The organism is Kocuria sp. HMSC066H03 (assembly GCF_001812045.1).
In the GTDB taxonomy this organism is placed as follows: Bacteria; Actinomycetota; Actinomycetes; order Actinomycetales; family Micrococcaceae; genus Kocuria; species Kocuria rhizophila.
Genome location: NZ_KV807504.1, coordinates 16,287 through 42,721, shown reverse-complemented (window position 1 = coordinate 42,721; position 26,435 = coordinate 16,287). Strand labels below are relative to the sequence as shown.

At 71.3% G+C, this 26,435-nt stretch carries 25 protein-coding genes, 1 tRNA gene and 1 other RNA gene; 21 read left to right on the top strand and 6 right to left on the bottom strand.

The genetic code is table 11. The annotated features are described in order from the left end of the window. Window positions 1-19 precede the first annotated feature (19 nt). From HMPREF2833_RS01815 to HMPREF2833_RS01765, 11 genes are all read left to right on the top strand, one after another. Entirely contained in the window at window positions 20-754 is a 735-nt protein-coding gene (locus tag HMPREF2833_RS01815) for a purine nucleoside phosphorylase YfiH/LACC1 family protein (RefSeq protein WP_070636512.1), read from the top strand. Then, complete coding sequence (locus HMPREF2833_RS01810; RefSeq protein ID WP_070636510.1) at window positions 751-1,605, top strand: YggS family pyridoxal phosphate enzyme; 855 nt, start codon at window positions 751-753, stop codon at window positions 1,603-1,605. Before HMPREF2833_RS01815 ends, HMPREF2833_RS01810 begins: the two co-directional genes overlap by 4 nt. 66 nt (window positions 1,606-1,671) lie before the next feature. Next, window positions 1,672-2,193: a cell division protein SepF gene (locus tag HMPREF2833_RS01805; protein ID WP_070636508.1), complete on the top strand. Its 522-nt coding sequence runs from the start codon at window positions 1,672-1,674 to the stop codon at window positions 2,191-2,193. A 3-nt stretch (window positions 2,194-2,196) separates the two neighbouring features. Next, window positions 2,197-2,493 carry a YggT family protein gene (locus HMPREF2833_RS01800; protein WP_070636507.1) on the top strand — a complete coding sequence of 99 codons (297 nt, stop codon included), beginning with the start codon at window positions 2,197-2,199 and terminating at the stop codon, window positions 2,491-2,493. A 115-nt stretch (window positions 2,494-2,608) separates the two neighbouring features. Beyond that, window positions 2,609-3,367: a DivIVA domain-containing protein gene (locus tag HMPREF2833_RS01795; protein ID WP_070636504.1), complete on the top strand. Its 759-nt coding sequence runs from the start codon at window positions 2,609-2,611 to the stop codon at window positions 3,365-3,367. 6 nt (window positions 3,368-3,373) lie between these two features. Further along, window positions 3,374-3,907, top strand: a complete 534-nt coding sequence (lspA, locus tag HMPREF2833_RS01790; protein WP_070636502.1) for a signal peptidase II — start codon at window positions 3,374-3,376, stop codon at window positions 3,905-3,907. Next, window positions 3,897-4,874: an RluA family pseudouridine synthase gene (locus tag HMPREF2833_RS01785; protein ID WP_070636500.1), complete on the top strand. Its 978-nt coding sequence runs from the start codon at window positions 3,897-3,899 to the stop codon at window positions 4,872-4,874. Before lspA ends, HMPREF2833_RS01785 begins: the two co-directional genes overlap by 11 nt. 116 nt (window positions 4,875-4,990) lie before the next feature. Then, entirely contained in the window at window positions 4,991-8,485 is a 3,495-nt protein-coding gene (gene dnaE, locus HMPREF2833_RS01780; RefSeq protein ID WP_070636576.1) for a DNA polymerase III subunit alpha, read from the top strand. Window positions 8,486-8,595: 110 nt separating this feature from the next. Beyond that, window positions 8,596-10,125 (top strand): histidinol dehydrogenase, encoded by a 1,530-nt coding sequence (gene hisD, locus HMPREF2833_RS01775; protein ID WP_070636498.1) that lies wholly within the window; start codon window positions 8,596-8,598, stop codon window positions 10,123-10,125. Between the two features lie 3 nt (window positions 10,126-10,128). Next, the gene (gene nrdR, locus HMPREF2833_RS01770) at window positions 10,129-10,794 is read left to right on the top strand and encodes a transcriptional regulator NrdR (protein ID WP_070636496.1); all 666 of its coding nucleotides are present in this window, start codon (window positions 10,129-10,131) and stop codon (window positions 10,792-10,794) included. 107 nt (window positions 10,795-10,901) lie between these two features. Then, window positions 10,902-11,543, top strand: a complete 642-nt coding sequence (locus tag HMPREF2833_RS01765) for a GNAT family N-acetyltransferase (protein WP_070636494.1) — start codon at window positions 10,902-10,904, stop codon at window positions 11,541-11,543. Between the two features lie 62 nt (window positions 11,544-11,605). Here the strand turns inward: HMPREF2833_RS01765 and HMPREF2833_RS01760 are convergent, their stop codons facing one another. Together HMPREF2833_RS01760 and HMPREF2833_RS01755 are read right to left on the bottom strand one after the other, a co-directional pair. Then, window positions 11,606-12,163 (bottom strand): hypothetical protein, encoded by a 558-nt coding sequence (locus tag HMPREF2833_RS01760; protein ID WP_223246189.1) that lies wholly within the window; start codon window positions 12,161-12,163, stop codon window positions 11,606-11,608. Between the two features lie 330 nt (window positions 12,164-12,493). Beyond that, window positions 12,494-12,569, bottom strand: a tRNA-Val gene (locus tag HMPREF2833_RS01755). Window positions 12,570-12,950: 381 nt separating this feature from the next. Between HMPREF2833_RS01755 and gndA the strand changes: the two genes are divergently transcribed. Beyond that, window positions 12,951-14,408, top strand: coding sequence for an NADP-dependent phosphogluconate dehydrogenase (gndA, locus tag HMPREF2833_RS01750; protein WP_070636490.1), 1,458 nt, complete (start codon window positions 12,951-12,953; stop codon window positions 14,406-14,408). Between the two features lie 109 nt (window positions 14,409-14,517). On the opposite strand, the gene epsC is transcribed toward gndA, so the two are convergent. From epsC to msrA, 3 genes are all read right to left on the bottom strand, one after another. Further along, the gene (gene epsC / locus HMPREF2833_RS01745) at window positions 14,518-15,102 is read right to left on the bottom strand and encodes a serine O-acetyltransferase EpsC (protein ID WP_070636488.1); all 585 of its coding nucleotides are present in this window, start codon (window positions 15,100-15,102) and stop codon (window positions 14,518-14,520) included. 111 nt (window positions 15,103-15,213) lie between these two features. Beyond that, window positions 15,214-16,149: a cysteine synthase A gene (gene cysK / locus HMPREF2833_RS01740; RefSeq protein WP_039100823.1), complete on the bottom strand. Its 936-nt coding sequence runs from the start codon at window positions 16,147-16,149 to the stop codon at window positions 15,214-15,216. A 115-nt stretch (window positions 16,150-16,264) separates the two neighbouring features. After that, window positions 16,265-16,804 (bottom strand): peptide-methionine (S)-S-oxide reductase MsrA, encoded by a 540-nt coding sequence (gene msrA / locus HMPREF2833_RS01735; protein ID WP_070636486.1) that lies wholly within the window; start codon window positions 16,802-16,804, stop codon window positions 16,265-16,267. A gap of 71 nt (window positions 16,805-16,875) precedes the next feature. Between msrA and HMPREF2833_RS01730 the strand changes: the two genes are divergently transcribed. The 5 genes from HMPREF2833_RS01730 to HMPREF2833_RS01710 all read left to right on the top strand — a co-directional run bounded on the left by HMPREF2833_RS01730 (window position 16,876) and on the right by HMPREF2833_RS01710 (window position 21,500). Continuing rightward, on the top strand, window positions 16,876-17,760 hold the full coding sequence (locus HMPREF2833_RS01730; protein WP_070636484.1) for a Nif3-like dinuclear metal center hexameric protein: 885 nt from the start codon (window positions 16,876-16,878) through the stop codon (window positions 17,758-17,760). Between the two features lie 162 nt (window positions 17,761-17,922). Further along, entirely contained in the window at window positions 17,923-18,648 is a 726-nt protein-coding gene (locus HMPREF2833_RS01725) for a zinc ribbon domain-containing protein (RefSeq protein WP_070636482.1), read from the top strand. 118 nt (window positions 18,649-18,766) lie between these two features. After that, window positions 18,767-19,145, top strand: an RNA gene (gene rnpB, locus HMPREF2833_RS01720) — RNase P RNA component class A. Window positions 19,146-19,289: 144 nt separating this feature from the next. After that, on the top strand, window positions 19,290-19,916 hold the full coding sequence (locus tag HMPREF2833_RS01715) for a hypothetical protein (RefSeq protein WP_070636480.1): 627 nt from the start codon (window positions 19,290-19,292) through the stop codon (window positions 19,914-19,916). A gap of 810 nt (window positions 19,917-20,726) precedes the next feature. Beyond that, window positions 20,727-21,500, top strand: coding sequence for a YaaA family protein (locus HMPREF2833_RS01710; protein ID WP_070636478.1), 774 nt, complete (start codon window positions 20,727-20,729; stop codon window positions 21,498-21,500). A 55-nt stretch (window positions 21,501-21,555) separates the two neighbouring features. Here the strand turns inward: HMPREF2833_RS01710 and def are convergent, their stop codons facing one another. After that, window positions 21,556-22,125: a peptide deformylase gene (gene def / locus HMPREF2833_RS01705; RefSeq protein ID WP_019310715.1), complete on the bottom strand. Its 570-nt coding sequence runs from the start codon at window positions 22,123-22,125 to the stop codon at window positions 21,556-21,558. A 264-nt stretch (window positions 22,126-22,389) separates the two neighbouring features. Between def and HMPREF2833_RS01700 the strand changes: the two genes are divergently transcribed. Genes HMPREF2833_RS01700 through HMPREF2833_RS01685 form a run of 4 tightly spaced genes read left to right on the top strand, consistent with a single transcriptional unit; the run spans window position 22,390 to window position 26,418 of the window. Further along, the gene (locus HMPREF2833_RS01700) at window positions 22,390-23,469 is read left to right on the top strand and encodes a glycosyltransferase (RefSeq protein WP_083310893.1); all 1,080 of its coding nucleotides are present in this window, start codon (window positions 22,390-22,392) and stop codon (window positions 23,467-23,469) included. Beyond that, window positions 23,466-24,527, top strand: coding sequence for a glycosyltransferase (locus HMPREF2833_RS01695; protein ID WP_070636474.1), 1,062 nt, complete (start codon window positions 23,466-23,468; stop codon window positions 24,525-24,527). Before HMPREF2833_RS01700 ends, HMPREF2833_RS01695 begins: the two co-directional genes overlap by 4 nt. After that, window positions 24,524-25,576, top strand: a complete 1,053-nt coding sequence (locus HMPREF2833_RS01690) for a glycosyltransferase (protein WP_070636472.1) — start codon at window positions 24,524-24,526, stop codon at window positions 25,574-25,576. Before HMPREF2833_RS01695 ends, HMPREF2833_RS01690 begins: the two co-directional genes overlap by 4 nt. Next, the gene (locus HMPREF2833_RS01685) at window positions 25,573-26,418 is read left to right on the top strand and encodes a glycosyltransferase family 2 protein (protein ID WP_070636470.1); all 846 of its coding nucleotides are present in this window, start codon (window positions 25,573-25,575) and stop codon (window positions 26,416-26,418) included. Before HMPREF2833_RS01690 ends, HMPREF2833_RS01685 begins: the two co-directional genes overlap by 4 nt. The last annotated feature ends 17 nt before the right edge of the window (window positions 26,419-26,435 follow it).

Genomic DNA, 26,435 nt, shown 5'->3' with positions numbered 1-26,435 from the left:
CGATTCCGAGGAGGACGCCGTGTGGTACCAGTCAGAGCAGCAAGGGGTGGGCGTGGCCTTCACCGACGTGGTCGAGGGCAATCTCGCGGCCCACACGGGTGACGACGTCGCGCGGGTGGCCCAACGGCGTCGTGCCCTGGAAATCGTGCTGGGGTGCGAGCCAGTGCGCTACGTGCGACAGGTGCACGGCACCGTGGTCGCGGACGTGACGGGCACTGCCGCCCCCGTCCGCGCCCCCGAGGCGGACGCGTCCGTGAGTGCGGACGGCACCCCCCTGGGGATCCTCACCGCAGACTGCCTCCCGGTGGTCCTCGTGGGCACCCGGTCCGGTGGGGAGCCCGACGACGTTCCCGTGCTCGCGGTGGCGCACGCGGGGCGGAAGGGCCTGCTGGACGGTGTCCTGCAGGCCACGGTCGAGGCCGCGCGGGCGCACGGTGCCGAGCAGCTCACCGCGTGGATCGGACCGGCCGTGTGCGGCCGCTGCTACGAGGTGCCGGGGGAGATGGCGCGCTCGGCCGAACGAATCCTGCCCGGCATCACCACGACCACCGTGCGGGGCACGCCCGGGCTCGACCTGCCCGGGGCGGCCCGGTCGCTGCTCGAGGCGCGCGGCGTCCGTGTGGATCCCGCGTGCGCGGACCGGCGGGCATGGTGCACCCTCGAGCACGACCAGCTGTACTCGTACCGCCGGGACGCGACTCCCGGACGCCTCGCCGGCCTCGTGTGGCCGCGCACCAGGAAGGAGCCCGCATGAGCCACGAACCCACGACCGGAGAGGCGGCGACTGCGTCGCCCGGCGTCACCGAGGACGGTGACGCGCACCGCACCGCGGAGCTCGCCCAGCGTGTGGCGTCGGTGCGCCAGCGGATCCTGTCCGCCGCGCAGGATCGCGACGAGCAGCACGACCACGGTGGCGAGCTGCCGTCGCTCGTGGTGGTCACCAAGTTCTTCCCCGCCGAGGACGTCCTGAGGCTGCGCGAGCTGGGAGTTCGGGCGGTGGGGGAGAACAAGGACCAGGAGGCCGGGCCGAAGGCCGCCAGGGTGGCCGAGGTGCTGGGCCACCGCGAGCCGCCCGTGACGCCGCCGGTGTGGCACTTCGTGGGGCAGCTGCAGTCGAACAAGGCCAAGCGCGTGGTCCGCTACGCGTCCTGGGTCCACTCGGTGGACCGGCCGTCGCTGGTCACGGCCCTGGGCAAGGCGGTGCGCCACCACAGGGAGGCCGTACTCGCGGAGGAGGTCACCCCGGGGCCGTGCGCAAAGCACGACCTCACGTGCCTGCTCCAGGTGGACCTCGATCCCGAGGCCTCTCGGGACGGCGCCCGCGGGGGAGCCCATCCGGATGCCCTGCCCGCGCTGGCCGACGCCGTGGCGGGGACCGAGGGGCTCGCGCTCGGCGGCGTGATGGCCGTGGCGCCCCGGGACGGGGATCCCGCAGAGGCCTTCGGGAGACTGTGGGAGATCTCCCAGCTGCTGCAGCGCGAGCACCCACAGGCCCGGGCCGTCTCCGCGGGCATGAGCGGGGACCTCGAGGCCGCGGTGCTCGCGGGGGCCACGCACGTGCGCATCGGATCGGATGTTCTCGGGCCCCGGCCCGCGGTGCGGTAGCGTTGTGACGGACGACCTGCGGGCCGATGCACGTCGCCCCCCCGCCGAAGAATTCGAGGAGACAATATGGCCGGAGCGCTGCGTCGCACCATGGTGTATCTCGGGCTGGCCGAGACCGACGACGAGTACATCTCCGATGACACCCCCCGCCCCCGGGACACCCCCCAGAGCACCGGTGGCTCCACCCTGGCCGTGAGCGAGAACGGCAGCACCTCCGTGGCACGCCGTTCCCCCGAGTACAGGGCCCCGGTGACCCCCATCAAGCGGGCACCCAGTTCCCGAGAGGACGAGAACGAATTGCGCACCATCACCACCGTGCACCCCCGGTCCTACAACGATGCCAAGTCCATCGGGGAGGCCTTCCGGGACGGCACCCCCGTGATCATGAACGTCTCCGACATGGGCGAGGCCGAGGCCAAGCGCCTGGTGGACTTCGCCGCGGGGCTCGTCTTCGCGCTGCACGGCTCCATCGAGCGCGTCACCGCCAAGGTGTTCCTGCTGACCCCCTCCTTCGTGGAGGTCCGGGACCAGGGCCACAGCGACGACATCGACGAGGAGCCCGCGTCCCTCGAACGGGTCGAGGGCTGATCCGTGCACCTCGCGCTGTCGATCGTCTACCTGGTGGTCCACGTCCTGTACATCGCCCTGCTCGGGCGTCTCGTGCTGGACTGGGTCCAGATGTTCGCGCGCGGCTGGCGGCCCAAGGGCCTGGCGCTGGTGGCGGCATCCACGATCTACTCGCTCACCGATCCGCCCATGAACGCGCTGCGCAGGCTGGTCCCGCCCCTGCGGTTCGGCGGGGTGGCCCTGGATCTCGGATTCCTGATCCTGGTCTTCGTGCTCAGCATCCTGCAGTCGATCGTGGCGGGACTGCTGCTGCGCGCGTGATAGTCGTCGGCCCCGGGTGCGCAGTTGTATCCTGGGCCGGAAATCCCTCCACCCCCGGGGCGCCGAGAAGCGCCCCGGCACGGGTGGTTCCAGTTCGAGACGAGGAGACAGACCCATGGCTCTGACAGCCGAAGACGTCATCAACAAGCGGTTCCAGCCCACCAAGTTCCGTGAGGGCTACGACCAGGACGAGGTGGACGACTTCCTCGACGAGGTCGTGGTGGAGCTGCGCCGCCTGCACCAGGAGAACGACACCCTGCGCAAGCAGGTGGAGACCCTCGGCGGCCGCCCCGAGGACGCGCCCGCCGAGACCTCCGTGTCCGAGCAGGGGACCGGCGCCGGCCAGGCCACCACGGTCGCCGCGGCCACGAGCCGTGACTCCCGCGAGGAGACCGTGTCCGAGCCCGTGGCAGCGGCTCCGGCCGAGACCACCACTCCCGCCGAGCCGGAGACCACCGGAACCGTCACGAGCGGCACCAACGCCGCGCCGTCGGCCACTGGGGCCCGCCCGGTGGCCGGGGGGACGGCCTCCACCGACTCCACGCAGTCCGCGGCCGCCGTGCTCGCCATGGCGCAGAAGCTGCACGACGACTACGTCTCCCAGGGCCAGTCCGAGCGTGAGCGCCTGATCACCGAGGGCCGCACCCAGGCGGACCACCTCGTGGCCGAGGGCAAGCGCACCAAGGAGGAGACCCTCTCCGCCCTCGAGGCCGAGAAGGTGGACCTGGAGGCGGCCGTGGCCGAGCTGCGCACCTTCGAGTCCGACTACCGCGGCAACCTCAAGAGCTTCCTGAACACTCAGCTGAAGGACCTCGACAACACCGGTTCGCTCGCGCCCTCGGAGGCGTCCGGCACCAAGCGCACCGCCAAGTAAGCGCCTGTGACGGATCACATGCCCGGTGCAGCGGCGGCCCAGGTTCCCCAGCGGACCGGCCGCCGCTGCGTCGTCGTGGCGCTGGCCGTGGCCGCCACGGTCTGGGCCGTGGACCAGCTGGTGAAGCTGTGGGTGGTCAGCAGCCTGGTGCCCGGGGTGGAGTATCCCGTGGTCCCGGGGCTGCTGTGGTGGGAGCACATCCGCAACAGCGGAGGCGCCTTCTCCCTGGGCTCGGAGTTCACGTGGGTCTTCACCGTGGTGATGGCCGTGGTGTCCGTGGGCATCCTCTGGGCCCTGCGCCGCGTGCGTGACCCGTGGTGGGCCGTGGGTCTGGGCCTCGTGCTCGGCGGCACCCTGGGCAACCTCACGGACCGGCTGTTCCGTGAGCCCGGTTTCGGCGTGGGCCACGTGGTGGACTTCATCGCCGTGCCGCACTTCGCGGTCTTCAACATCGCGGACTGCGGCGTAACCGTGGGGATCGGCATCATCATGGTGCTGATCCTCAAGGACCGTGACATGGCGGCGCCCCGTGGTGACTGAGCGCACGCGCCCCACGGGTTCGGAGCCCGAGTTCGACGACGCCCGGTTCACGGTCTCGCAGGAGCAGGACGGCCTGCGGCTCGACGCCGCCGTGGCCGCCTGGACGGGTCTGTCCCGTTCTGCGGCGGCCCAGCTGTGCGGCGAGGACCGGGTGGGGTTCCGGGGCAGACCGGTGGGCAAGTCGCACCGCGTGGCCTCGTCCGAGACGTACACGGTGCAGGTTCCGGTGCCCGAGGATCCCCACCGGATCGCCCCGCAGCACGTCCCGGACCTGCGCGTGGTGCACTTGGAGGCCTCGTACGTGGTGATCGACAAGCCCGCCGGTGTGGCGGCCCACCCGTCTCCCGGGTGGAAGGGACCCACGGTGGTCGGCGCACTGGCCGGGGCGGGGATCTCCGTGGCCACCTCCGGCGCTCCCGAGCGCCAGGGAATCGTGCACCGGCTGGACGTGGGGACGTCCGGCCTCATGGTCGTGGCCCGTGAGGAGGGCGCCTACTCCCAGCTCAAGCGGGCGTTCAAGGAGCGCACGGTCACCAAGGTGTACCACGCCGTGGTGCAGGGCATCCCGGACCCGCTGAAGGGCACCATCGACGCGCCCATCGGACGCCACCCGAGCCACGAGTGGCGCTTCGCCGTGCTGGAGGACGGGCGGAACTCGGTGACCCACTACGAGGTGCTCGAGGCGTTCGGGCGGGCGTCCCTCGTGGAGGTGCACCTGGAGACCGGACGCACCCACCAGATCCGCGTGCACTTCAGTGCGCTGCAGCACCCGTGCTGCGGGGACCTCACCTACGGCGCGGACCCCGCGCTCTCCGCGGGTCTGGGCCTGACCCGGCAGTGGCTGCACGCCAAGCGCCTGGGCTTCACCAGCCCCGCCACGGGTCAGTACGTGGAGTACGAGAGCCCCTACCCCACGGACCTCGCCTACGCGGTGGAGACGCTGCGCGAGGGTGGTCCGCAGCTGTGACGGATCTCCGCTCCTGGGCGGGCGGGGACGTCCGGGCCGCGGCCTAGAATGGTCGGGTGACTTCGGCGACCGGCAAAAAAGGCTTCACCCATCTCCACGTGCACACCGAGTACTCCATGCTGGACGGTGCCGCGCGCCTGAACGACCTCTTCGAGGAGTGCCACCGGCTGGGCATGGACTCGCTGGCCACCACGGACCACGGGTTCGTGTTCGGAGCGTTCGACTTCTGGAACAAGGCGCGCGCGGCCGGCATCAAGCCGATCATCGGCGTGGAGGCCTACCTCACGCCGGGCACCGCCCGCCAGGACCGTACCCGCGTCAAGTTCGCGGACGGCGGGCGCGACGACGTCTCGGGCGCCGGCGCCTACACCCACATGACCCTGCTGGCGCAGTCCAGCGAGGGCATGCAGAACCTCTTCCGCGCGTCCACCAAGGCGTCCCTGGAGGGCCAGCTGTACAAGCCCCGCATGGACCGGGAGCTGCTCAACCAGTACGGCAAGGGGCTCATCGCCACCACGGGCTGCCCGTCCGGCGAGGTGCAGACCAGGCTGCGGCTGGGCCAGTACGACGAGGCCGTGAAGGCCGCCGCGGAGTTCCGCGACATCTTCGGCGCGGAGAACTTCTACTGCGAACTGATGGACCACGGGCTGGGCATCGAGAAGCGCGTGACCCAGGACCTGCTGCGCCTGGCCAAGGAGCTCAACCTGCCCCTGGTGGCCACCAACGACCTGCACTACACCCACGCCGAGGACGCCAAGTCCCACGCGGCGCTGCTGTGCGTGCAGTCCGGCTCCACGCTGCAGGACCCCAAACGCTTCAAGTTCGACGCGGACGAGTTCTACCTCAAGTCCCCCGAGCAGATGCGCGAGCTGTTCCGGGACTTCCCGGAGGCGTGCGACAACACCCTGGAGATCGCCGAGCGCTGCGAGGTGGAGTTCGACACCTCCGCCAACTACATGCCGCGCTTCCCCACGCCCGAGGGGGAGGACGAGACCTCGTGGTTCATCAAGGAGGTGGAGAAGGGGCTGCACTACCGCTTCCCGGGCGGGATCCCGGACGACGTCCGTGAGCAGGCCGAGTACGAGAAGAAGATCATCATCCAGATGGGCTTCCCCGGCTACTTCCTGGTGGTCGCGGACTTCATCAACTGGTCCAAGGACAACGGCATCCGCGTGGGTCCCGGCCGTGGTTCCGGTGCCGGTTCCATGGTGGCGTACGCCATGCGCATCACCGAGCTGAACCCGCTCGCGCACGGGCTGATCTTCGAGCGCTTCCTCAACCCGGACCGCGTGTCCATGCCCGACTTCGACGTGGACTTCGACGACCGCCGCCGCTCCGAGGTGATCCACTACGTCACGGAGAAGTACGGCGACGAGCGCGTGGCCATGATCGTCACGTACGGCACCATCAAGGCCAAGCAGGCGCTCAAGGACTCCTCGCGCGTGCTCGGCTACCCGTTCTCCATGGGGGAGCGGCTCACCAAGGCCATGCCGCCGGACGTCATGGGCAAGGGCATCTCCCTGCAGGACGTCTACGACAAGGACGCCAAGCGCTACGATGAGGCCGGTGAGCTGCGCGAGGTCCTCGAGGACGACCCCGAGTCCATGAAGGTCTTCGAGACGGCGCAGGGCCTGGAGGGGCTCAAGCGCCAGTGGGGTGTGCACGCCGCGGGCGTGATCATGTCCTCTGACCCGCTGATCGACATCATCCCGCTCATGCGCCGCGAGCAGGACGGTCAGGTGATCACCCAGTTCGACTACCCCACGTGCGAGGGCCTGGGGCTGATCAAGATGGACTTCCTGGGGCTGCGCAACCTCACGATCATCTCCGACGCCCTGGAGAACATCACCCTCAACAGGGACGGCTTCGTGCTGGACCTGGAGCACCTGCCCATCGACGACCCCGGCTCCTACGAGCTGCTGGCCCGCGGGGACACCCTGGGCGTGTTCCAGCTGGACGGCGGGCCCATGCGCCAGCTGCTCAAGCTCATGCGCCCCGACAACTTCGAGGACATCTCCGCGACCATCGCCCTCTACCGGCCGGGTCCCATGGGGGCGAACTCCCACACCAACTACGCGCTGCGCAAGAACGGCGCGCAGGAGATCACCCCCATCCACCCCGAGCTCGCGGAGCCGCTCGAGGAGATCCTGGGCACCACCTACGGCCTGATCGTGTACCAGGAGCAGGTGATGGCCATCGCCCAGAAGGTCGCGGGCTACTCGCTCGGCCAGGCGGACATCCTGCGCCGTGCCATGGGCAAGAAGAAGAAGGCGGAGCTGGACAAGCAGTACCAGGGCTTCCACCAGGGCATGGTGGACCGCGGCTACTCCGAGGCCGCGATCAAGGCGCTGTGGGACATCCTGCTGCCGTTCTCGGACTACGCGTTCAACAAGGCGCACTCCGCGGCCTACGGGCTGGTCTCGTACTGGACCGCGTACCTCAAGGCGCACTACCCGGCTGAGTACATGGCGGCCCTGCTCACCTCGGTGGGCGACGACAAGGACAAGCTGGCCATGTACCTCACCGAGTGCCGCCACATGGGGATCACGGTGCTGCCGCCGGACGTCAACGAGTCGGAGCTGAACTTCACCCCTGTGGGCACGGACATCCGCTTCGGCATGGGGGCGGTGCGCAACGTGGGTGCCAACGTGGTCCAGGCCATGGTGGACGCCCGCAACGAGCAGGGGAAGTTCACGTCCTTCAACGACTTCCTGGCCAAGGTCCCGGCGGTGGTGTGCAACAAGCGCACCATCGAGTCCATGGTCAAGGCCGGCGCGTTCGACCAGCTCGGGCACACGCGCCGCGGCCTGGTGATGTGCCACGAGCAGGCCGTCGAGGACGTGGTGGCGCAGAAGAAGAAGGAGGACAACGGCGAGTTCACGTTCGACATCTTCTCGATGGGCGGCTCCGAGGACGAGGACCAGGAGACGTTCTCCGTGGAGGTCCCGGACGTCCCCGAGTGGGAGCGCAAGGACCTGCTCGCCTTCGAGCGCGAGATGCTGGGCCTCTACGTCTCGGACCACCCCCTGCGCGGTCTCGACGACGCCCTGGGCCAGTACACGGACACGGCGATCGCCCCGCTGCTCACCGAGGAGAACACGCGGCCCGACGGCGCCGTGGTCACCATCGGCGGCATGATCACCTCCCTGTCCCGCAGGATCGCGAAGTCCTCCGGAAACGCCTACGCCCGCGTGGAGCTAGAGGACCGCTCGGGCTCGATCGAGGTCATGTTCTTCGGCAAGGCGTACGCGCCGATCGCGGGCGTGCTCGCGGAGGACCTGATCTGCGTGATCAAGGGACGCATGCAGCGCCGCGACGACGGCTCGATCACCATCTCCGCGCAGGAGCTCACGGTCCCCGAGCTGAGCGTGGACGGCTCCTCCGGACCGGTGTGCGTGGCCCTGCCCGAGCACCGCGCCACGGAGGCCACGATCCGCCAGATCGGGGAGGTGCTGCGCAACCACAAGGGGGACTCCGAGGTGCGGATCCACCTGGACACCCGGCGCAGCATCCAGGTGATGCGGCTGGGCCCGGAGTACCGGGTGAACCCGTCACCCGCCCTGTTCGGGGACCTCAAGGTGCTGCTCGGCCCCGCCTGCCTGGAGGCCTGAGCGCCCCGGCGTCCTCCGCGCTCGCGGTGGCGTCGCATCGGCGTCACGTCCACGGAAGACCGTGCGCGGGCGTCCCGGGCGGCTTTGACGCGCGATTGTAGACTGGCACGGTGAACGCGCAACCCCACACCACCCCGTCCTCCGGCCCCGCTGACGCCCACCTGAGGGTCGTCGACCTGCGCGGAAGGCATCTGGGCTGGGACGAGCTGCGCCGTGTGGTGCCGCGTCAGGCGGCGTCGTCCGTCTCCGCGGCCGAGGACGCCGTCCGGGGGATCATCGAGGACGTCCGAACGCGCGGGGCGAACGCGCTGCGCGAGCTGGCCCACCGGTTCGACGGTGTGGAGCAGGATCGCATTCGCGTGGCCCCCGAGCAGATCGCGCGGGCCGTGGCGGAGCTGGACCCGGCTGTGCAACGCGCTCTGGAGACCGCCATCGCGCGGACCCGGGCGTTCGCCGAGGCGCAGCGGCCACGGGACGTGGAGGTGGAGGTGGCGCCCGGGGCAGTGCTGCGCCACCGCTGGACCGCTGTGCGCCGCGCGGGCCTCTACATCCCCGGGGGACTGGCCGTGTACCCCTCTTCCGTGGTGATGAACGTGGTGCCGGCTCAGGCCGCGGGCGTGGAGTCCGTGGTGCTGTGCTCGCCACCGCAGAAGGAGTTCGGCGGGCTGCCGCACCCCGTGATCCTGGGTGCGGCCGGGCTGCTCGGCGTGGACGAGGTGTGGGCCGTGGGCGGCGCGCAGTCCCTCGCGGCCATGGCGCTGGGCGTCACGGACGGCCAGGATGTCCTGGAACCCGTGAACACCCTCACCGGCCCCGGCAACATCTTCGTGGCCACGGCCAAGCGCCAGCTGCGCTCCCTGGTGGGCGTGGATGCTGAGGCCGGCACCACCGAGATCGCCGTGCTCGCGGACGACTCCGCGGATCCCCGGTTCGTGGCCGCGGACCTGATCTCCCAGGCGGAGCACGATCCCGCGGCCGGCTCGGTGCTCATCACCGACTCCCCGGACCTGGCCCGGGCCGTGGAGCGGGAACTGTCCGCGCAGGTCCCGGAGGCACGGCACCGCGAGCGGATCACCACGGCACTGGGTGGTCCGCAGTCCGGGGTGGTGCTCACGGACGGGCTCGACCAGTCGATCGCGGTGGCGGACGCGTACGCCGCGGAGCACCTGGAGATCCACACCCGGGACGCCCGCGAGGTTGCCGCGCGGGTCCGCAACGCCGGGGCGATCTTCGTGGGCCAGTACAGTCCCGTGCCGCTGGGGGACTACGCCGCCGGCTCCAACCACGTGCTGCCCACGGGCGGCACGGCCGTGTTCGCATCCGGGCTGCAGGCCGCCTCCTTCATGAAGGCAGTGCAGGTGGTCGAGTACACCCGCGAGGCGCTCGCGGAGCTGGAGGAGGACATCGTGGCCCTGTCCGGCAGCGAGGACCTGCCCGCGCACGGCCGCGCCGTGGCCCTCCGCTCGGAGGATCACGTCGCCGAGGGCGCCCACGAGGCGGACGAGTCCGCGGCCGCCCCCAGCGCCACTCCGCGCTCCACCCCCGGGGCGGAGGACGACCCCGCGTCCCGTGCGGGCGACGCCGCCCGCGTCCCGGGCGCGCCCGGCACCGGATCCCCCGACACCCACGGGAAGGGCTGAGCCGTGCACTGTCCGTTCTGCCGCCACAACGACTCCAAGGTCGTGGACTCCCGCACGTCGGACGACGGCACGTCCATCCGACGGCGCCGCCGCTGCACCGAGTGCGGCCGTCGCTTCTCCACGCTCGAGACCACGTCGATCTCCGTGATCAAGCGTTCCGGGGTCACCGAGCCGTTCGACCGCCAGAAGATCGTCAACGGCGTGCGCAAGGCGTGCCAGGGGCGGCCTGTGAGCGAGGACGACCTCGCGATGCTCGCGCAGGAGGTCGAGGAGTCCATCCGGGCGTCCGGCAGCGCGGAGGTCGAGGCGCACGACGTGGGCCTGGCGATCCTTCCGCCGCTGCGACGCCTGGACGTGGTGGCCTACCTCCGGTTCGCCTCGGTGTACCAGGCGTTCGAAGACCTGGAGGACTTCGAGCGGGCGATCGACGTGCTGCGGGACCAGCAGGCCGAGCTCGCGGGACAGCAGACGCTCGTCCCGCCAGCAGCGCGCTCCGCCGCGGCACCCGCCGCACGACGTCGCGCCGCGCGCCGCGACGCACCGGGCACCGAGCCGGAGCCCGCGCAGAGCCCGGGGAGCACCGACGAGGACCACGAGGAGAAGCCGGCCCCGCGGCGTCGTCGGGCGAAGAGGTCCGCGGACACGGTCACCCAGCCGCGGCTGCTGTAGGCACGCCACCGGCCATGGTGGCCGCGCGCCGGTTCCGCCGCAGGTCAGACCGGGGACGGAGGCGCGGAGGGTGCTGTCCGTGATGCATCAACTGTTAGCCTGAACGTGTGACGCAGAACCAGCATCGCTCCGTCCATCCCGCACCGCAGCTCGAGATCTTCCCCGCCTCCCGCGCAGACACCGAGCCTGCCGCCGCGGTGCTCGCCGAGGCGTTCGCCACCGATCCCCACGTGGTCGGTCTGCTGCCCCACGGCGATGTGCTCGAGGCCCTCACCCTGCTGTGGCGACGCGTCGTGCGGGAGACGTTCGCGGCGGGCGGTCACGTCTACCTGGCGGTGCCGCCGGGGGAGGACCGGCCGCTGGGTGCGGCGCTGTGGGCCGCCCCGGGCACTCGGGTCTCCTTGTCCCGGATGCTCCCCGGTGTGGCGACCTACGCCCGGATCTTCCGCACCCGTTTCCCGAACGCACTCGCGACCGAGTACCTCACGCAGCGCGCGCAGCCGACGTCCCCCCACTGGTACCTCAAGGCGCTGGCCACGGTGCCACCCGCCCAGGGCACCGGGGTGGGATCTTGCCTGCTCGAGGACCGCCTGGTGGAGATCGACCGGCAGCACGTCGGAGCCTATCTGGAGGCTTCCACCACCGGCCTGGTTCCGTACTACGAACGATTCGGCTTCCGCTCGCGCGGTCCCATTGCCTGCCGCGGAACGGTGCCCGCCATCGGGATGTGGCGTCCACCCGCCGACTGACCCGGGGCGTCACCGGATCGACCGCGGCCCCGCACCGGTCGCGCGCGCCGGCACGGGCGGCGTCAGCCGGCAGGCGGGGCGGGTGGATGTTGCGGACGCCGCCGGGGGACCGTGCCCAATTCGACCATCGCCGCGATCAGCGCGGTCAGTGCCCCGATCCAGGCACCGTGGAAGGCGACCATGGAGACCTCGTCCGCCGTGCGCTGCGTGAGTCCCCACCGTTCCAGAGGACCGGGAACCGTGGTTCCGCGGGGGTCTACAACATCCCCCAGTGCCAGTCCGAGGAGGATCTGCATCAGCCAGTGGAACAGCAGGAAGCCCGTGCTCCACGCCCCAGCGGCGTAGGGCTTCACCAAACAGGCGCGCGCCGTCACGGGGACGGCCAGCACCGCGCCCGCGATCCACGCGATGGGCAGGCCGACGAAGAGGTGGATGACCGCGTGGAGCCCCTCGAGCTCGAAGCCCACCCGCAGGATGAAGAGCAGTGGTGGGAGCCCCAGGGCCACGGGCCACACGAGCCACGCCACGAGCCGCTGCAGGACGGACGCCGGACGGGTGCGCCTCCTCGAGGGGCGCCCCGGTCGGTAGGGGGCCACCCGGGCGCGCGACGGGCCGCTCACGAGACCGCTCCCGCACAGGGACGAGAGGCGACGCCGCACGGGCACCCGGCCTGTGGCGCGGTCACCCGTGGCGTGCTCGCGGCGGCCCTGCGTCCTCGCGCCGGCCCGCAGCCCATGCCCGGGCAGCACCGTGCCGGTTCCGAGCCGCTCTGCCCGTCCATGATCCCCGTGAGATTGTCCACGCGCCCACGCTAGACACGGGGGAAACCACCGGGAAGGGGTACGGGCCCGTCTGTGGACAGAGCCACGGCTGCGGAGTCCCGTCCACCACGGGTCGGGGATCCGGAGATGCAGACGCCCCGCCCGTGCGAGGACGGGCGGGGCGTGCGCTGGTGGGCCCTGCCGGGATCGAACCGACGACATCTACGGTGTAAACGTAGCGCTCTACCAGCTGAGCTAAAGGCCCGGGATCGGGTGGGCACGACTGGAGCAGCTGCCAGCACCCGATTGGGAGTCAGCCTACCGTTCGGTCGGGTTCCCGCCCAGGACGGGTGGGGTGAGCTTGCACACGTGCCGCTCATACGGAGCTGTCCGGTTTGACACGAGCGCGTCACCTGGCGTTAAGATGATGGGGCAGCTCGCGGGAAACCGCAGCTGTTCACCAGGGGACGCTGGTGCGCTTGATCGCCTTCGGGCGTGACAGATACGGCGGTTCGATTCCGTCGGTCTCCACTGCGAGGGAAACCCCGGAGCCACACGGCTTCGGGGTTTTTCGCATCGTCTGCCCATCCACCCGCGCCACGCACGGGTCTGCGCGCTGTCGGTCCGGGTGCGTAGGCTAGGAGCCATGGCTGCAGAAAAGAAAGCTGATATCGGTGTCACCGGCCTTGCCGTGATGGGCGCCAACCTTGCCCGCAACTTCGCGCACCACGGATACACGGTGGCGCTGCACAACCGCTCGTCCGCCAAGACGGATGCGCTGATCCAGGAGCACGGCTCCGAGGGTGACTTCATCCGCACGGAGACCATGCGGGAGCTTGTGGACTCCCTCGAGCGCCCGCGCCGCGTGCTGGTCATGGTCAAGGCGGGTGCGCCCGTGGACTCCGTGATCGAGCAGCTCACCCCGCTGCTGGACGAGGGCGACATCATCATCGACGGCGGCAACTCCTACTTCCAGGACACCCGCCGCCGTGAGCGCGAGTGCGCGCAGAACGGGCTGCACTTCGTGGGCGTCGGCGTCTCCGGTGGCGAGGAGGGCGCGCTCAACGGCCCCTCCATCATGCCGGGTGGCTCCGAGGAGTCGTACAGCACGCTGGGGCCCATGCTCGAGGACATCTCCGCCAAGGCGGACGACGGTGCTCCCTGCTGCGCGTGGATCAGCACGGACGGCGCCGGGCACTTCGTCAAGATGGTGCACAACGGCATCGAGTACGCGGACATGCAGGTGATCGGCGAGGCCCACGAGCTGCTGCGCTCGGTGGCCGGGCTCGAGCCCGCCGAGCAGGCGGACGTGTTCGACGAGTGGAACACCACCGAACTGTCCTCCTACCTGATCGAGATCACGTCGCAGGTGCTGCGCCAGGTGGACCCGAAGACCGGCAAGCCGTTCATCGACATCGTCGCGGACGCCGCGGGCCAGAAGGGCACCGGGCGCTGGACCGTGCAGGAGGCCCTGGAGCTCGGCTCCCCGGTCACCGCGATCGCCGAGTCCGTGTTCGCCCGCGCGCTGTCCTCCTCGGAACCCGCCATGCGCAAGGAGGCCCAGGAGGTGCTGCCCGCGGGCATCGGGGACACCACCGAGGACGTGGTGAAGGACCCGGAGTTCGTGGACGACGTCCGCAAGGCGCTCTACGCGTCCAAGCTGGTCTCCTACGCCCAGGGCCTGGACATGCTCACCATGGCCGGACGCGAGTACGGGTGGAACCTGGACCTCGCCTCGATCGCGAGCCTGTGGCGCAACGGCTGCATCATCCGCGCCGAGCTGCTGAACGTGATCATGGCCGCCTACGAGGGGGACAAGGCTCCGCTGAACCTGCTGTTCGCGCCGGAGTTCGTGAAGTCCATCGAGGACGCGCTGCCGGCCTGGCGCCGCGTGGTGGCACGCGCCGTCGAGCGCGGCATTCCCGCACCGGTGTTCTCGTCCGCGCTCGCGTACTACGACGCCCTGCGCCGCCCGCGCCTGAACGCGGCACTGACCCAGGGGCTGCGCGACTACTTCGGGGCGCACACGTACAAGCGCGTTGACGACCCGGACTCCAGCTTCCACGTGCTGTGGAGCGGGGACCGCTCCGAGGTCGTCTCCTGAGGCGGTCGCGCGGCGTCGTCGTGGGACGCAGCGCATGACAACGGGCCGGGTTCCCCGAGGGGAACCCGGCCCGTTGCGCATTCCTGGAGCCAGGTGCGGTAGCGCCGCGTCAGATCCACATGGCGGGATCCACGTACGCGGCGGGGTCCACGAGCGGGGCCTTCTTTTCGGGCGTGCGGGGGCGGACCTTGCCGGGGATGCCCGTGACGATCGATTCCGCGGGGACGTCCTTGACCACCACGGCGTTGGCGCCCACGGCAGAGTCGCGCCCCACAGTGATGGGCCCCAGCACCTTGGCACCCGCACCGATGGTGACCCGGTCCTCCACCGTGGGGTGGCGTTTCACGGGCGCCATGGACCGCCCGCCCAGGGTCACACCGTGGTAGAGCATCACGTCGTCACCGATCTCAGCGGTCTCGCCGATCACCACGCCCATGCCGTGGTCGATGAAGAAGCGCCGACCGATCGTGGCGCCGGGGTGGATCTCCACACCCGTGGCGAAGCGCGCCAGCTGGGACACGGTGCGCGCCAGCAGCCGACGGCCGGGGTTCTGCCACAGCCGGTGGGAGAGCCGGTGCGCCCAGATGGCGTGGAGCCCCGAGTAGTTCAGGACGATCTCCACGCTGGAGCGGGCCGCCGGATCGTGCGTGCGGGCGGTCTCGAGGTCCTCGTGCAGTCTGCGCCAGAAACCCACGCGTGCTACCCCCTGGTGTGGAACGGGGCGGGCACCGGTGAACCGGTGCCCGCCGATGTGCAGTGGATGCTCGGGACGGGTGTCCCGCGCCCCGGGCGGTCTGACCGGGACTCAGCCCCGGATGTCCTCGTACAGGATGGTGGAGACGTAGCGCTCGCCGTAGTCGCACACCACGGCCACGATCAGCTTGTCCCGGTTCTCTTCTTTGGCGGCCTCCTGCAGCGCGGCCCAGATGATCGCGCCGGTGGAGATCCCGCCCAGGATGCCCTCCTTGCTGCCGAGCTCACGGGCGTACTGGACCGAGTCCTCCACGGTGACGTCGTAGACGTCGTCGTAGATCTCGCGGTCCAGCACGTCCGGCACGAAGTTGGCGCCCAGCCCCTGGATCTTGTGGGGGCCGGCCTTGCCCTCGGTGAGCAGCGGGGAGTCGGAGGGCTCCACGGCGACGAGCCGGACCTCCGGCTTCTGCTCCTTGAGGTACTTGCCGGCACCGGAGATGGTGCCGCCCGTGCCGATGCCGGCGACGAAGACGTCCACGGCGCCGTCGGTGTCGTTCCAGATCTCGGGTCCTGTGGTCTCGTAGTGGACCTTCGGGTTGGCGGGATTCGCGAACTGGCTGGCCAGGACGGCGTTCTCGGTGGTGTCCACGATCTCCTGGGCCTTGTCCACGGCGCCGCGCATGCCGTCCGCGCCCGGGGTGAGCACGATCTCCGCGCCGTAGGCGCGCAGCATGACCCGACGCTCGGTGGACATGGTCTCGGGCATGGTGAGGATGACCTTGTAGCCGCGGGCGGCACCCACCATGGCCAGGGCGATGCCCGTGTTGCCGGAGGTGCCCTCCACGATGGTCCCGCCGGGCTTGAGCTGCCCGGACGCCTCGGCGGCGTCCACGATGGCCTTGCCGATCCGGTCCTTCACGGAGTTGGCGGGGTTGTAGAACTCGAGCTTGACCGCCACGTTGCCGGGGAGGTCCTTGTCCAGCTGGTTGAGGCGCACCAGGGGGGTGCCCCCCACGATCTCCGTGACGTCGTTGTAGATCTTGCCCATCACTTGTCTCCTTGTTCTGTGGTGTCGCGGTTCTGCGGTGCCGTACGCGCGGCATGACGGTGCCGGGTGAGGGCGCGGATTCCGTGTCAGCGTAGCCCCGGTTTCCGGCGGTTCCTCAGTCCGTGAGCCACGCGGCGTAATGTTGGCGGACCTTCGCGAGCTTGGGGTTGATGATCACCTGGCAGTAGCCGTTGAACGGCTGGTTGCCGTAGAAGTCCTGGTGGAAGTCCTCGGCCTCGTGCAGCGGGCCCAGTGGCTCCACCGTGGTGACCACGGGGTCGTCGAACAGCTCCTGGGCGCGCACGATGGCGGCCTCGAAGAGGCGGCGCTGCTCCTCGTCCGCCGGGAACACGGCTGAGCGGTACTGCGTGCCCACGTCGTAGCCCTGGCGGTTCAGGGTGGTGGGGTCGTGACCCGTGAAGAACAGGTCCAGGATCACGTCCGCGGGCACCACGTCCGGGTCGAACACGACCTCCACGGCCTCGGCGTGGCCGGTGGTTCCGGAGCACACCGATTCGTAGTCCGGGCGCGGGGTGTGCCCACCCGTGTACACGCTGCGCACGCTCTGCACTCCGCGCACCCTGCGGTACACGGCGTCCAGGCACCAGAAGCAGCCACCGGCCAGCACGAACGTCTGCGGCGTCGATGAAGTCATGCCCAGTACAACGCGTGGCGCGCCAGAAGATTCCCCGCCCGTGGCGGAGGCCGCGCTCCTAGGATGGGGCCATGAGCACCGATCAGCCGCCATCCGATCCGCACCCCACGGTCCAGGACGTCGTCGCCGCGGCGGACGCACTGTGGCCCTTCCGGCTCCAGGAGGACTGGGACGCGTCCGGTCTGGTGCTCGGGCGCCCCGAGGCCCCGGTGCGGCGAATCCACCTGGCCGTCGATCCCGTGGCCGCCGTGGTCCGGGAGGCCGTGGACGCGGGAGCTGACCTGCTGCTCACCCACCACCCCCTGCTGCTGCGCGGAGTCACCTCCGTGGCCGCGGACGGTTTCAAGGGCCGCGTGGTCCACGACCTCGTGGAGAACCGCTGCGCCCTGCTGTGCTGCCACACCAGCGCGGACTCGGCCCGCCGCGGCGTCTCGGACGCGCTGATCGCGGCGTGCGGTGTCGGGCCCGACGACGCCGCACCGCTCGTTCCGCACTCCTCCGACCCCCGCACTGGGCTGGGTCGTGTGGGAACCCTGGACGTGCCGGTGACCCTGAGAGAGCTCGCCGAACGGCTGGCGCGGCGCATCCCGCCCACGGTGCAGGGACTCCGGGTGGCGGGTGACCCGGACCGGCGCGTGAGCACGGTGGCGGTGTGCGGCGGCTCGGGGGACTCCCTCTTCGACGTCGTGCGCAGCCACGGCGCGGACGTCTACGTGACCGCGGACCTGCGCCACCACCCGGCGTCGGAGGCCAGGGAGCGCGCCCTCGGGCCGGGGGAGCACGGGACCCCCGCGCTGGTGGACGCCGCGCACTCCGCGAGCGAGGCCCTGTGGCTCCCATGGGCCGCCGAGGACCTGCAGCGCGCGCTGACCGCCCGTGGCTTCGCGGTGGAGATTCACGTGAGCACGCTGCGCACCGACCCGTGGGATCTCACGGTGGCCACCCCGCCGCAGTGAGGCGCCCCGGGCGGGGTGGCCCACCCGAGGCATCCGGGCTCCCGCCGCGCACCAACCACCCGTGAACCGCGCGGTGGCACCGCCCGGAGCACCCGCCCCGCCCACCACCCGCCCCGCGGCACGACCGTCCCGGCCGCCGCACCCGGACCCCAGGAGAAGCCCATGACCTCGTCCCGCTCCGCACTGCCCGCTCTGCTCGACCTCCAGTCGCTGGACTCCCAGATCCTGACCACGCTGAACCGGGCCAAGGCCCTGCAGAGCTCGGAGACCGTGGCCGGGCTCATGCGGCGCCGGTCGCAGGCCATCGCGGCGGCCCAGGAGCTGGATGCCACCCAGCGCCGGGCCCAGGAGGCCGTGGAGAGTGCCGAGGCCGCGGTGTCTGCGATCCAGGCCAAGATCGACCGGGACACGCAGCGCCTCAGCGCGGGAGGCACCTCCAAGGACCTCATGGGCATCCAGCACCAGATCGACACGCTCACGGCCCAGCGCGCAGCCGCGGAGGAGGCGCAGCTCGCCGCCATGGACCACGCGGAAGAGGTCGCGGCGGACCGCGAGCGCAAGCTGCCCCTGCTGCGCGCGGCGGATTCCGAGGCCCGCGCGGCGGTGGCGGAGCGGGACGCGGAGCTCGCCGCCCTGAAGGAGCAGCACGCCGCGCTGGGGGAGCAGCGTTCCCGGCTGGCCGCGGCCACGGACGCGGGCCTGCTCGCCCGTTACGACGCGCTGCGGACCGCGCGCGGGGGCGGCCGGATCGCCGTCGCCCGCTGGGAGCGCGGGACGTGCGGTGCGTGCGGCACCCGCTTGAGCCCCGCGGATGCCGCCGCGCTGGAGGCCACGCCGGAGTCCGTGATCCCGCAGTGCCCCGAGTGCTCGGCCATGCTCGTGCTCTGACGCGTGGGCCGGCCCACGCCCGGGCCCCGGGGCGGCGTGAGCGGATCGCATGCTCCGGCCGCGTCCGCCGGTCGGGGAGCGGCGGGGCGGCCTTCACGCGCGGTAGGATCGGGGCGGACAGGTGGGCCGGGCGACCGCGCGGCGTCGTCGTTCGCGACGGCGTCTCGAGGAAAGTCCGGGCTCCGCAGAGCAGGACGGTGGGTAACACCCACTCGGGGAAACCCGCAGGACAGTGCCACAGAAAACAGACCGCCCGCCACGAGCGGGTCAGGGTGAAAAGGTGGTGTAAGAGACCACCAGCGCGCCGGGTGACCGGTGCGGCTCGGTAAACCCCGTCCGGAGCAAGGCCATGCAGGGCGCGTTCGAGGGCTGCTCGCCCGAGCGTCCGGGTAGGCTGCTCGAGCCGTGCGGCAACGCACGGCCTAGATGGATGGTCGTCACCGCGGTGCGGGCAACCGGCCGCGGCACAGAACCCGGCTCACAGGCCCACCTGTCCACCAACACCCCGAAAAAGCGCTCTGACTAGGGGTGATGATGTTCTGCGCCTGAACGCGTCCAGGGTCGTTGCCCCTGAACTGGACTCGTAAACGGCCCGCCTCACTACTCTCACCCCCCCTTACGCACCCCCAGGAGAACCCTTGATGGCACGTCGCGTGACCACGCTCGTCCTGCCCGTAGCGCTTTCCGCAATCGCCCTGGCCGGGTGTGGGAGCGAGAAGCCGTCCAACGACGTCACCAGCCCGTCCCCGAGCAGCACCAGTGCGACGGCGACCCCCTCCGCGTCGCGCGCTGCGACACCCTCCGCCGCAGCGGCAGCGGTGCCCGAGGAGACAGAGGAACCTGTCACCGAGGACACCGCGCCGGCCCAGGCCGACGCTGCCGCGGGCGACGGCGAGGTGCAGCAGTTCTTCCAGACCGGCGGGCAGTGCGTCTCGGACGTGTGGAGCTCCTCCATGCCGCACACGGATGCGCTGCAACAGAAAGTTATCGACTACTGCGCGGCCAACCAGCTGGGTGACTGGGCCCACGGAGTGGATCCGATGGACCCGAAGAACTACGGCGGTGGCAACGGGGAGTCGAGTGCCCCCACGTATGAGAAGCCGGACGCGGATGCGAACGGATACGTCGGACCATCCGACGAGTACTACGACTACGACGGATATGTGGCGCCGGGGTTCGAGTACCAGGTGGGGTCAGAGTGCTTCGACCCAGGCCTGGGCAGGTGCAAGACGAGCGGCGAGATCCAGTCCGAAAACTTGGAGCAGTAGGGCACTCTCCGCCCGAGCCACGTTCTTGATCATTAGGGATGCTCCGCGCGGGGCCAGGGTGCGGGGCGTGCGACCGTCTCGAGCCCGACATGCTGGCGCGCCACCGAGATATCTTCTGCGACATGAGTCACGATGGTGTCATCGGATCCCCGCAGTTCTCCGAGGACCCCCGTAATTGTCAGCCCCATCACCGGCGGCATGCACTGCTACATCTGGATGCACACCAGCACGCCCGACCCCGTGGTGCTCACCATGTCACCGGGTCACGTGCGGATCGCCGCGGAGAACGAGATCTTGTACGACGGCCCGGCAGATCAGCTCGATGCCAAGTACAAAACCCTGAAGGCCTCCATCGAGGTGCGCGGCCGGTGGCAAGCCGCTGTACACCGCCGCCCTGGGCGCCGCGTCCTCCGGGGAGCATCCCCCGCAGGTCGAGGAGATCGTGCGCAACCAGGAGCGTGCAGCCCAGGATCTGCAGGCCTCCCAGCTGGAAGCGGGGCGGACCCTGTGGCTCGGCGGACGTTACCTACGGCGGTGGACTGCGGATCCCGACGGGCGGCGAACTGGGAACTCTCAAGAAGGTCGGCGCAATCGTCACCGAGGCCCTCTACGCGGTGAGTGTGCGTCCGCTCTGAAAGGCCCTGAGGCGGTCGCACGGACCGCTGCAGCGACACCCGTCCCTCGTCTCCCGGGGCGCGCGGGTGACCTGTCACGGGCCCGGGCCGCGCGCCGTCGTTGTCGCGTCGCCGTGACGTCCTGCCCGGTCTCCGGCGGCACCAGCGGCCTGAACTTGCTGCCTACACTCGTGGGGTGCTGATTCTGCTGCCGCCCTCCGAGTCGAAGACCGCGCCCGCCGAGGGCGCCCCCCTGGACCTGGCCGCCCTCCACCTGCCCGCGCTGACACCGCACCGCGAGTGGCTGGTGCGGCGCCTCGCCGAGGTCAGCGGGGGAGAGGACGCGCTGCAGGTGCTGGGCGTCGGCCCGTCGCTGGCCGCCGACGTCGCCCGCAACCGGCAGCTGCGCACCGAACCCTCCGCGCCGGCCCTGGAGGTCTACACCGGGGTGCTCTACGACGCACTGGACGCCGCGAGCCTCTGGCCCGGGGCCCGCGAGGTGGCGGACTCCTCGCTGCTGGTGGTCTCTGCGCTGTGGGGTGCGGTGCGTCCCACCGACCGGATTCCGGCCTACCGGCTGTCCATGGGAACCGCGCTGCCGGACACGGGGAAGCTGAGCAGCTGGTGGAAGCCGCGCCTCGCACCGGTGCTGGACGAGCTCGCCGCGGACCAGGTGGTGGTGGACTGCCGCTCGGCCGCCTATGCAGCCGCGTGGAAGCCCCCGGCCCCCCGCACCGTCACGGTGCGGGTGGAGCAGGAGAAGGCGGACGGCACCCGCTCGGTCGTCTCGCACCACGCCAAGCACACGCGGGGGCTCGTGGCGCGGGCCCTGTGCGAGGTCCGCAGCGCCGGGGGTGCGCTGGACACGGTGCACCAGGTCCGGGACGCACTGGCCGAGCGCTGGCACGTGGAGCTGAAGGACCCGACGAGCCGCTCGGCGGGGGTGCTGACGGTGGTGCTGGCACCCTGACCCCCCCGTGCCGCGCCGGTGCGGGACGGTCGGCGGGGCGGCTGTGCGCGCGGTGTCAGTGCCCGAAGGGATCCTCGTCCACGCCGGGCAGCCACGTGGAGTCCGAGCCCCACTTCTCGCGGGCCACGGCCTTGCGGGCCCTGCGCGACCACTTGGGGTTGAGCCGGTCCACGTAGAGCTTGCCGTCCAGGTGGTCGTACTCGTGCTGCATCACCCGGGCGAACCAGCCGTTGGCCTCGAACGCCACGGGATCCCCGTTCTCGTCCTGGCCCGCGATGCGCACCCACTCCGCGCGCTTGAGCGGCCACGCCTGGCCGGGCACCGACAGGCAGCCCTCGGCCTCCTCGTCCGGGTCCGGCGCCACCTCGGAGATCTTCCCCGTGGTGAGCACCGGGTTGACCAGGGTCCCGCGCGGGGCCACCCCGTCCTCGTTCTCGAAGAGGTAGGTGAAGATCCGCAGCCCCACCCCGATCTGCGGGGCGGCAAGACCCACGCCGTGGGACGCGTCCATCGTCTCGTGCATGTCCGCGACCAGGGTGCGCAGGGCGTCGTCGAACTCCGTGACCCGGGCGGCGGGCCGGTGCAGCACGGGGTTGCCGGAGATCACAATCGGGCGGATGCTCATGCGGGGGTACCTCGGGATTCACGGGTCTACGGTGCGGCGCCCGGGCCGGGGCCCGGTGCTCGGCGGAGCCGCGTGCGGCGGCGCCCAGCCGGAGCACAATATATCGTGTCGGAACCGTCAGTAAGATGTGTATCCTCGCCGGAGTGCAGCGCGGGAGCCTGCACCGGGCGTTCTGCCTGTTCCGGTCCCGTCCGCTCCCGACCCGGCGTCCCGCCGGTGCCCATCCGTGGGCCCGGGCCCATGAACCGCAGGAGGTGCCACCGAGTGAGGGTCGCGTCACTACCCCACGGCCACGCGTACGTGCAGCACCTCAGCGATCCCGCCGGGGACCACGGTGTGACCCGCCTGCCGGATCCCGCTCCCGCACGAGCCGTGCCGGGCGCCGCGTGGTGGCCGCTGGTCATGCTCGACGAGTCCTGGATCCGTGCCCACTGCGAGGACTTCGACCTATACCACCTGCACTTCGGCTTCGACCAGACCCCGCCCGGGACTCTGCAGCGCATCGTTGACACCCTCCACGGGCTCGGCAAGCCGTTCGTCTACACGGTCCACGACCTCCGCAACCCGCACCAGGTGGATCCCGCCGCCCAGGACGCCGCCCTGGACGTCCTGGTCCCCGCCGCGGACGGTCTGATCACGCTGACTCCCGGCGCCGCACGGACCGTCGAGCGGCGCTGGGGGCGTGAGGCCACGGTCATCCCGCACCCGCACGTCCTGCCGCTGGACCGGTGGCAGGCCCGTGGGCCCGTGGGACCGGTCCCCACCGTGGGGCTGAGCTTCAAGAGCATGCGCGCGAACATGAACCCTCTTCCTGTGGCCCGGCTGCTGCTGGAGCGCGCGGCCCGGGGTCGGATCCGGCTGGTGCTCGACGCGCACACGGACGTGGTCACACCCGGTGAGCGCCACCACGACCCCCGGGTGGCGCAGCTGCTGGACACGGCCCGCTCCACCCCGCACACCCGGGTGGATGTCCACGGGGTCTACACGGACGAGCAGCTGTGGGAGCACCTTCGTGGTCTGGACCTCTCGGTCCTCGCCTACCGCTTCGGCTCCCACTCCGGATGGCTGGAGCTGTGCCACGACCTCGGCACCAGGTTGCTCGCGCCGCACACGGGTTTCTACCACGAGCAGCATCCCGGGGTGCTCGGCTTCGACTGGGACCACAGCGGTCGACCGGACGAGGGTCAGATCGACGCCGCCCTCGCCTCCCTTCCCGGCAGCCCGCCGTGGCAGGCGTCCGCCGAGGAGCGCGCGGAGCAACGACGCCGGATTGCCGCCTCCCACACGGAGGTCTACCGGCGCGCGTCGGCCGCGCTCGGCCGGACGGGAGGGGATCCCGCATGAAGGTTGCCCTCCTGGCGCACGACCGCTTCCCCATCATCCCGCCGTTCTCCGGCGGGCTGGAGTCCTTCACGTGGCACCTGGCCCGCGGGCTGCGCGCGAGGGGCATCGACGTGGTGGTCTTCGCCGCGCCCGGTTCCGACCCCCAGCTGGGCATCGAGGAGCTGGACGTGGAACCGCTCGTGCTCAGTGACGAGGCCCGCAACGACGTCTCCATGCCCCCCGAGGCCCAGGTGCGGGAGACGTTCTCGTACCTGCAGGTCATGCGGGCGTTCGCGTCCCGGCCGGACATCGACGTGGTGCACAACAACTCCCTGCACTTCCTGCCCATCGTGATGTCCGCAGCCATCCCGCAGCCCTTGCTGACCACGCTCCACACCCCCGCAACGCCGTGGCTCGAACCCGCGCTGCGCCTGACGCCGGCCGCCCACACGGTGGCCGTGAGCGACTCCGTGGCGCAGCTGTGGAGCACGGTCACGCCCGCCCGGGTGATCCGCAACGGCGTGGACCCTCACGAGTGGCGCCCGGGTCCCGGCGGGGACGCGCTCGTGTGGTCCGGGCGGATCGTGCCCGAGAAGGCCCCCCACGTGGCCGCCCTGATCGCGATCAAGGCGGGGTGGCGGCTGCGCATCGCGGGTCCCGTGGCGGACCGGCAGTACTTCGAGACGCGGTTGAAGCCCCTGCTGGACGAGAACGTGACGTACGTCGGGCACCTGGACACGGACCAGCTTCGTGAGCTCGCGGGCCACAGTGCGGCGAGCCTCGTGACCCCGGCGTGGGAGGAGCCCTACGGGCTGGTGGCCGCCGAGGCCATGGCCTGCGGCACCCCCGTCCTCGCCGTGGCCCGCGGTGGTCTCAGCGAGATCGTGCGTTTTCCCGGCGGTCTCACGTCCCAGCCCGGTGCGAGCGAGGCGGAGACGGTGGCCGCAGCGGCCGCGATGCTGCCGCTCGTGGTGGGCATGGACCGGGCGCGCGTGCGGCGCTACGCGCTCCAGAACTGTTCCCTGGACGCCACGGTGGACGCCTATGCGCAGCTCTACCGGGAGCTGGTGCGCGCGTGATCGGCTACTACGTGCACCACCACGGCCTGGGGCACCGCAACCGGGCCACCCAGATCGCTCGTGAGCTGAGCGTTCCCGTGCTGGGCTTCAGCACGCTCGAGTGCCCGCAGGACTGGCCGGGGGAGTGGGTCCAGCTGCCGCCGGACACCACCGACCAGCCGGAGGACCCCACGGCCAACGGGGTGCTGCACTGGGCACCCCTGGGCCACCCCGGGCACCGCGAGCGGATGGGGCTGCTGGCCGACCGTCTCCGCGCCGACGTGGACCTCATGGTCACGGACACCTCCGCCGAGGTCACCCTGCTGGCCCGGCTCATGGGCGTTCCCACGGTCGTCATGGCCATGCGCGGCGACCGCACCGACCGCACGCACCGCGCGGCCTACGACGCCGCCACGGCCCTCGTCGCGCCGTGGTCCGCCGAGACTGCCGAGCCGTACTGGCCCGAGGAGTGGAACCGCAAGACCACGTTCACCGGAGCCATCTCCCGCTTCGACGCTCCCGTGCGGGATGCCGCCGGGGCGGGGAGGCACCCGCTGCAACCCGCCACGACCGCCACCGGAACCGACGCCGCCGCGCCGCCGAGCGGCGTCGTGCACCGAGGGAGCGTGCTGGTCGTGTGGGGCCGTGGCGGGACCGTGGTGGGGGACGAGGAGATCGCCGCGGCCCGCGCCGCGACGCCCGGCTGGCGCTGGACCGTCCGCACCCCGGACGCGCCCTCCCCTGACCTGTGGCGTGAGCTCCACGAGGCCACCGTGGTGGTGACGCACGGTGGCAACAACGCCGTGGCCGAGCTCTCCGCCGCGCGTGTCCCCGCCGTGGTGGTGGCCCAGCCGAGACCGCACGACGAGCAGCTGGCCACGGCCGCGGCCCTGGACCGCGCCGGGATCTGCGTGGGCCTCGAGCACTGGCCGTCACCCGCCGACTGGCCCGTGCTCCTGGAACGCGCCCTCACCCTGGGTGGGCAGCGGTGGGACGTGTGGCGCCACGGCGACGGTGCCCACCGGGCCGCGGCGGCCCTGGAGGCCCTGCTGCGAGGGGAGAGGCCATGAGCACGGCCGTGGTGACGATCGTCAGCGGGCGGCACACCCACCTGCGGCGGCAGCGGGAGTGGCTCGCGGTGCAGAGCGAGGCCCCGCTGGTGCACGTGGTGGTGAGCATGGGGGACCCGCAGATCGGCGGGGTGGTGCGGCTGCGCGCGGACCTTTCGAGCGACGTCGTGGAGCTGGAGCCGTGCGACGAGCTGCCCCTGGCCGCGGCCCGCAACGCCGGTGTGCAGCGGGCCGCGCAGCTCGGCGCGGACTCCGTGGTGCTGCTGGACGTGGACTGCCTGCCGCACCGGGACCTCGTGCGCGACTACTCGCGCGCGCTGCGCGAGCTGGGCGGGAAGCACGCGGTGGTGAGCGGGCGGGTGCAGTACCTGCCGGAGGGGATGACCGACGCGGACCACACGCCCGAGGTCGCGGCTCGGCTCGGGCGCGACCACGCCGCACGCGTGCTGCCCCCGCCCGGGGAGCTCGTGGCCGCCGACCCCCGTATGCTGTGGTCGCTGTCCATGGCCTGCACCGTGGCCACGTGGGACGCCGCCGGGGGATTCGACGAGCGCTACGTGGGCTACGGCGGCGAGGACACGGACTTCGGCCAGCGGATCGCCGCAGTCGGCGGGGGACTGTGGTGGCTGGGTGGCGCAGCGGCCTACCACCAGCACCACCCGTCGCAGTCACCCCCGGTGCAGCACGCGAGGGCGATCGCGCGCAACGCGAACATCTTCCGCGGGACGTGGGGCTTCGACCCCATGGAAGGGTGGCTGCACGAGCTGGAGCGGCTGGGGCACCTGCGCCGCGAGGGGAATGAGTGGTCTGCGGTCGAACAATGTTCGACCAATGATGCGTGAGCTTACTATTATGCTCG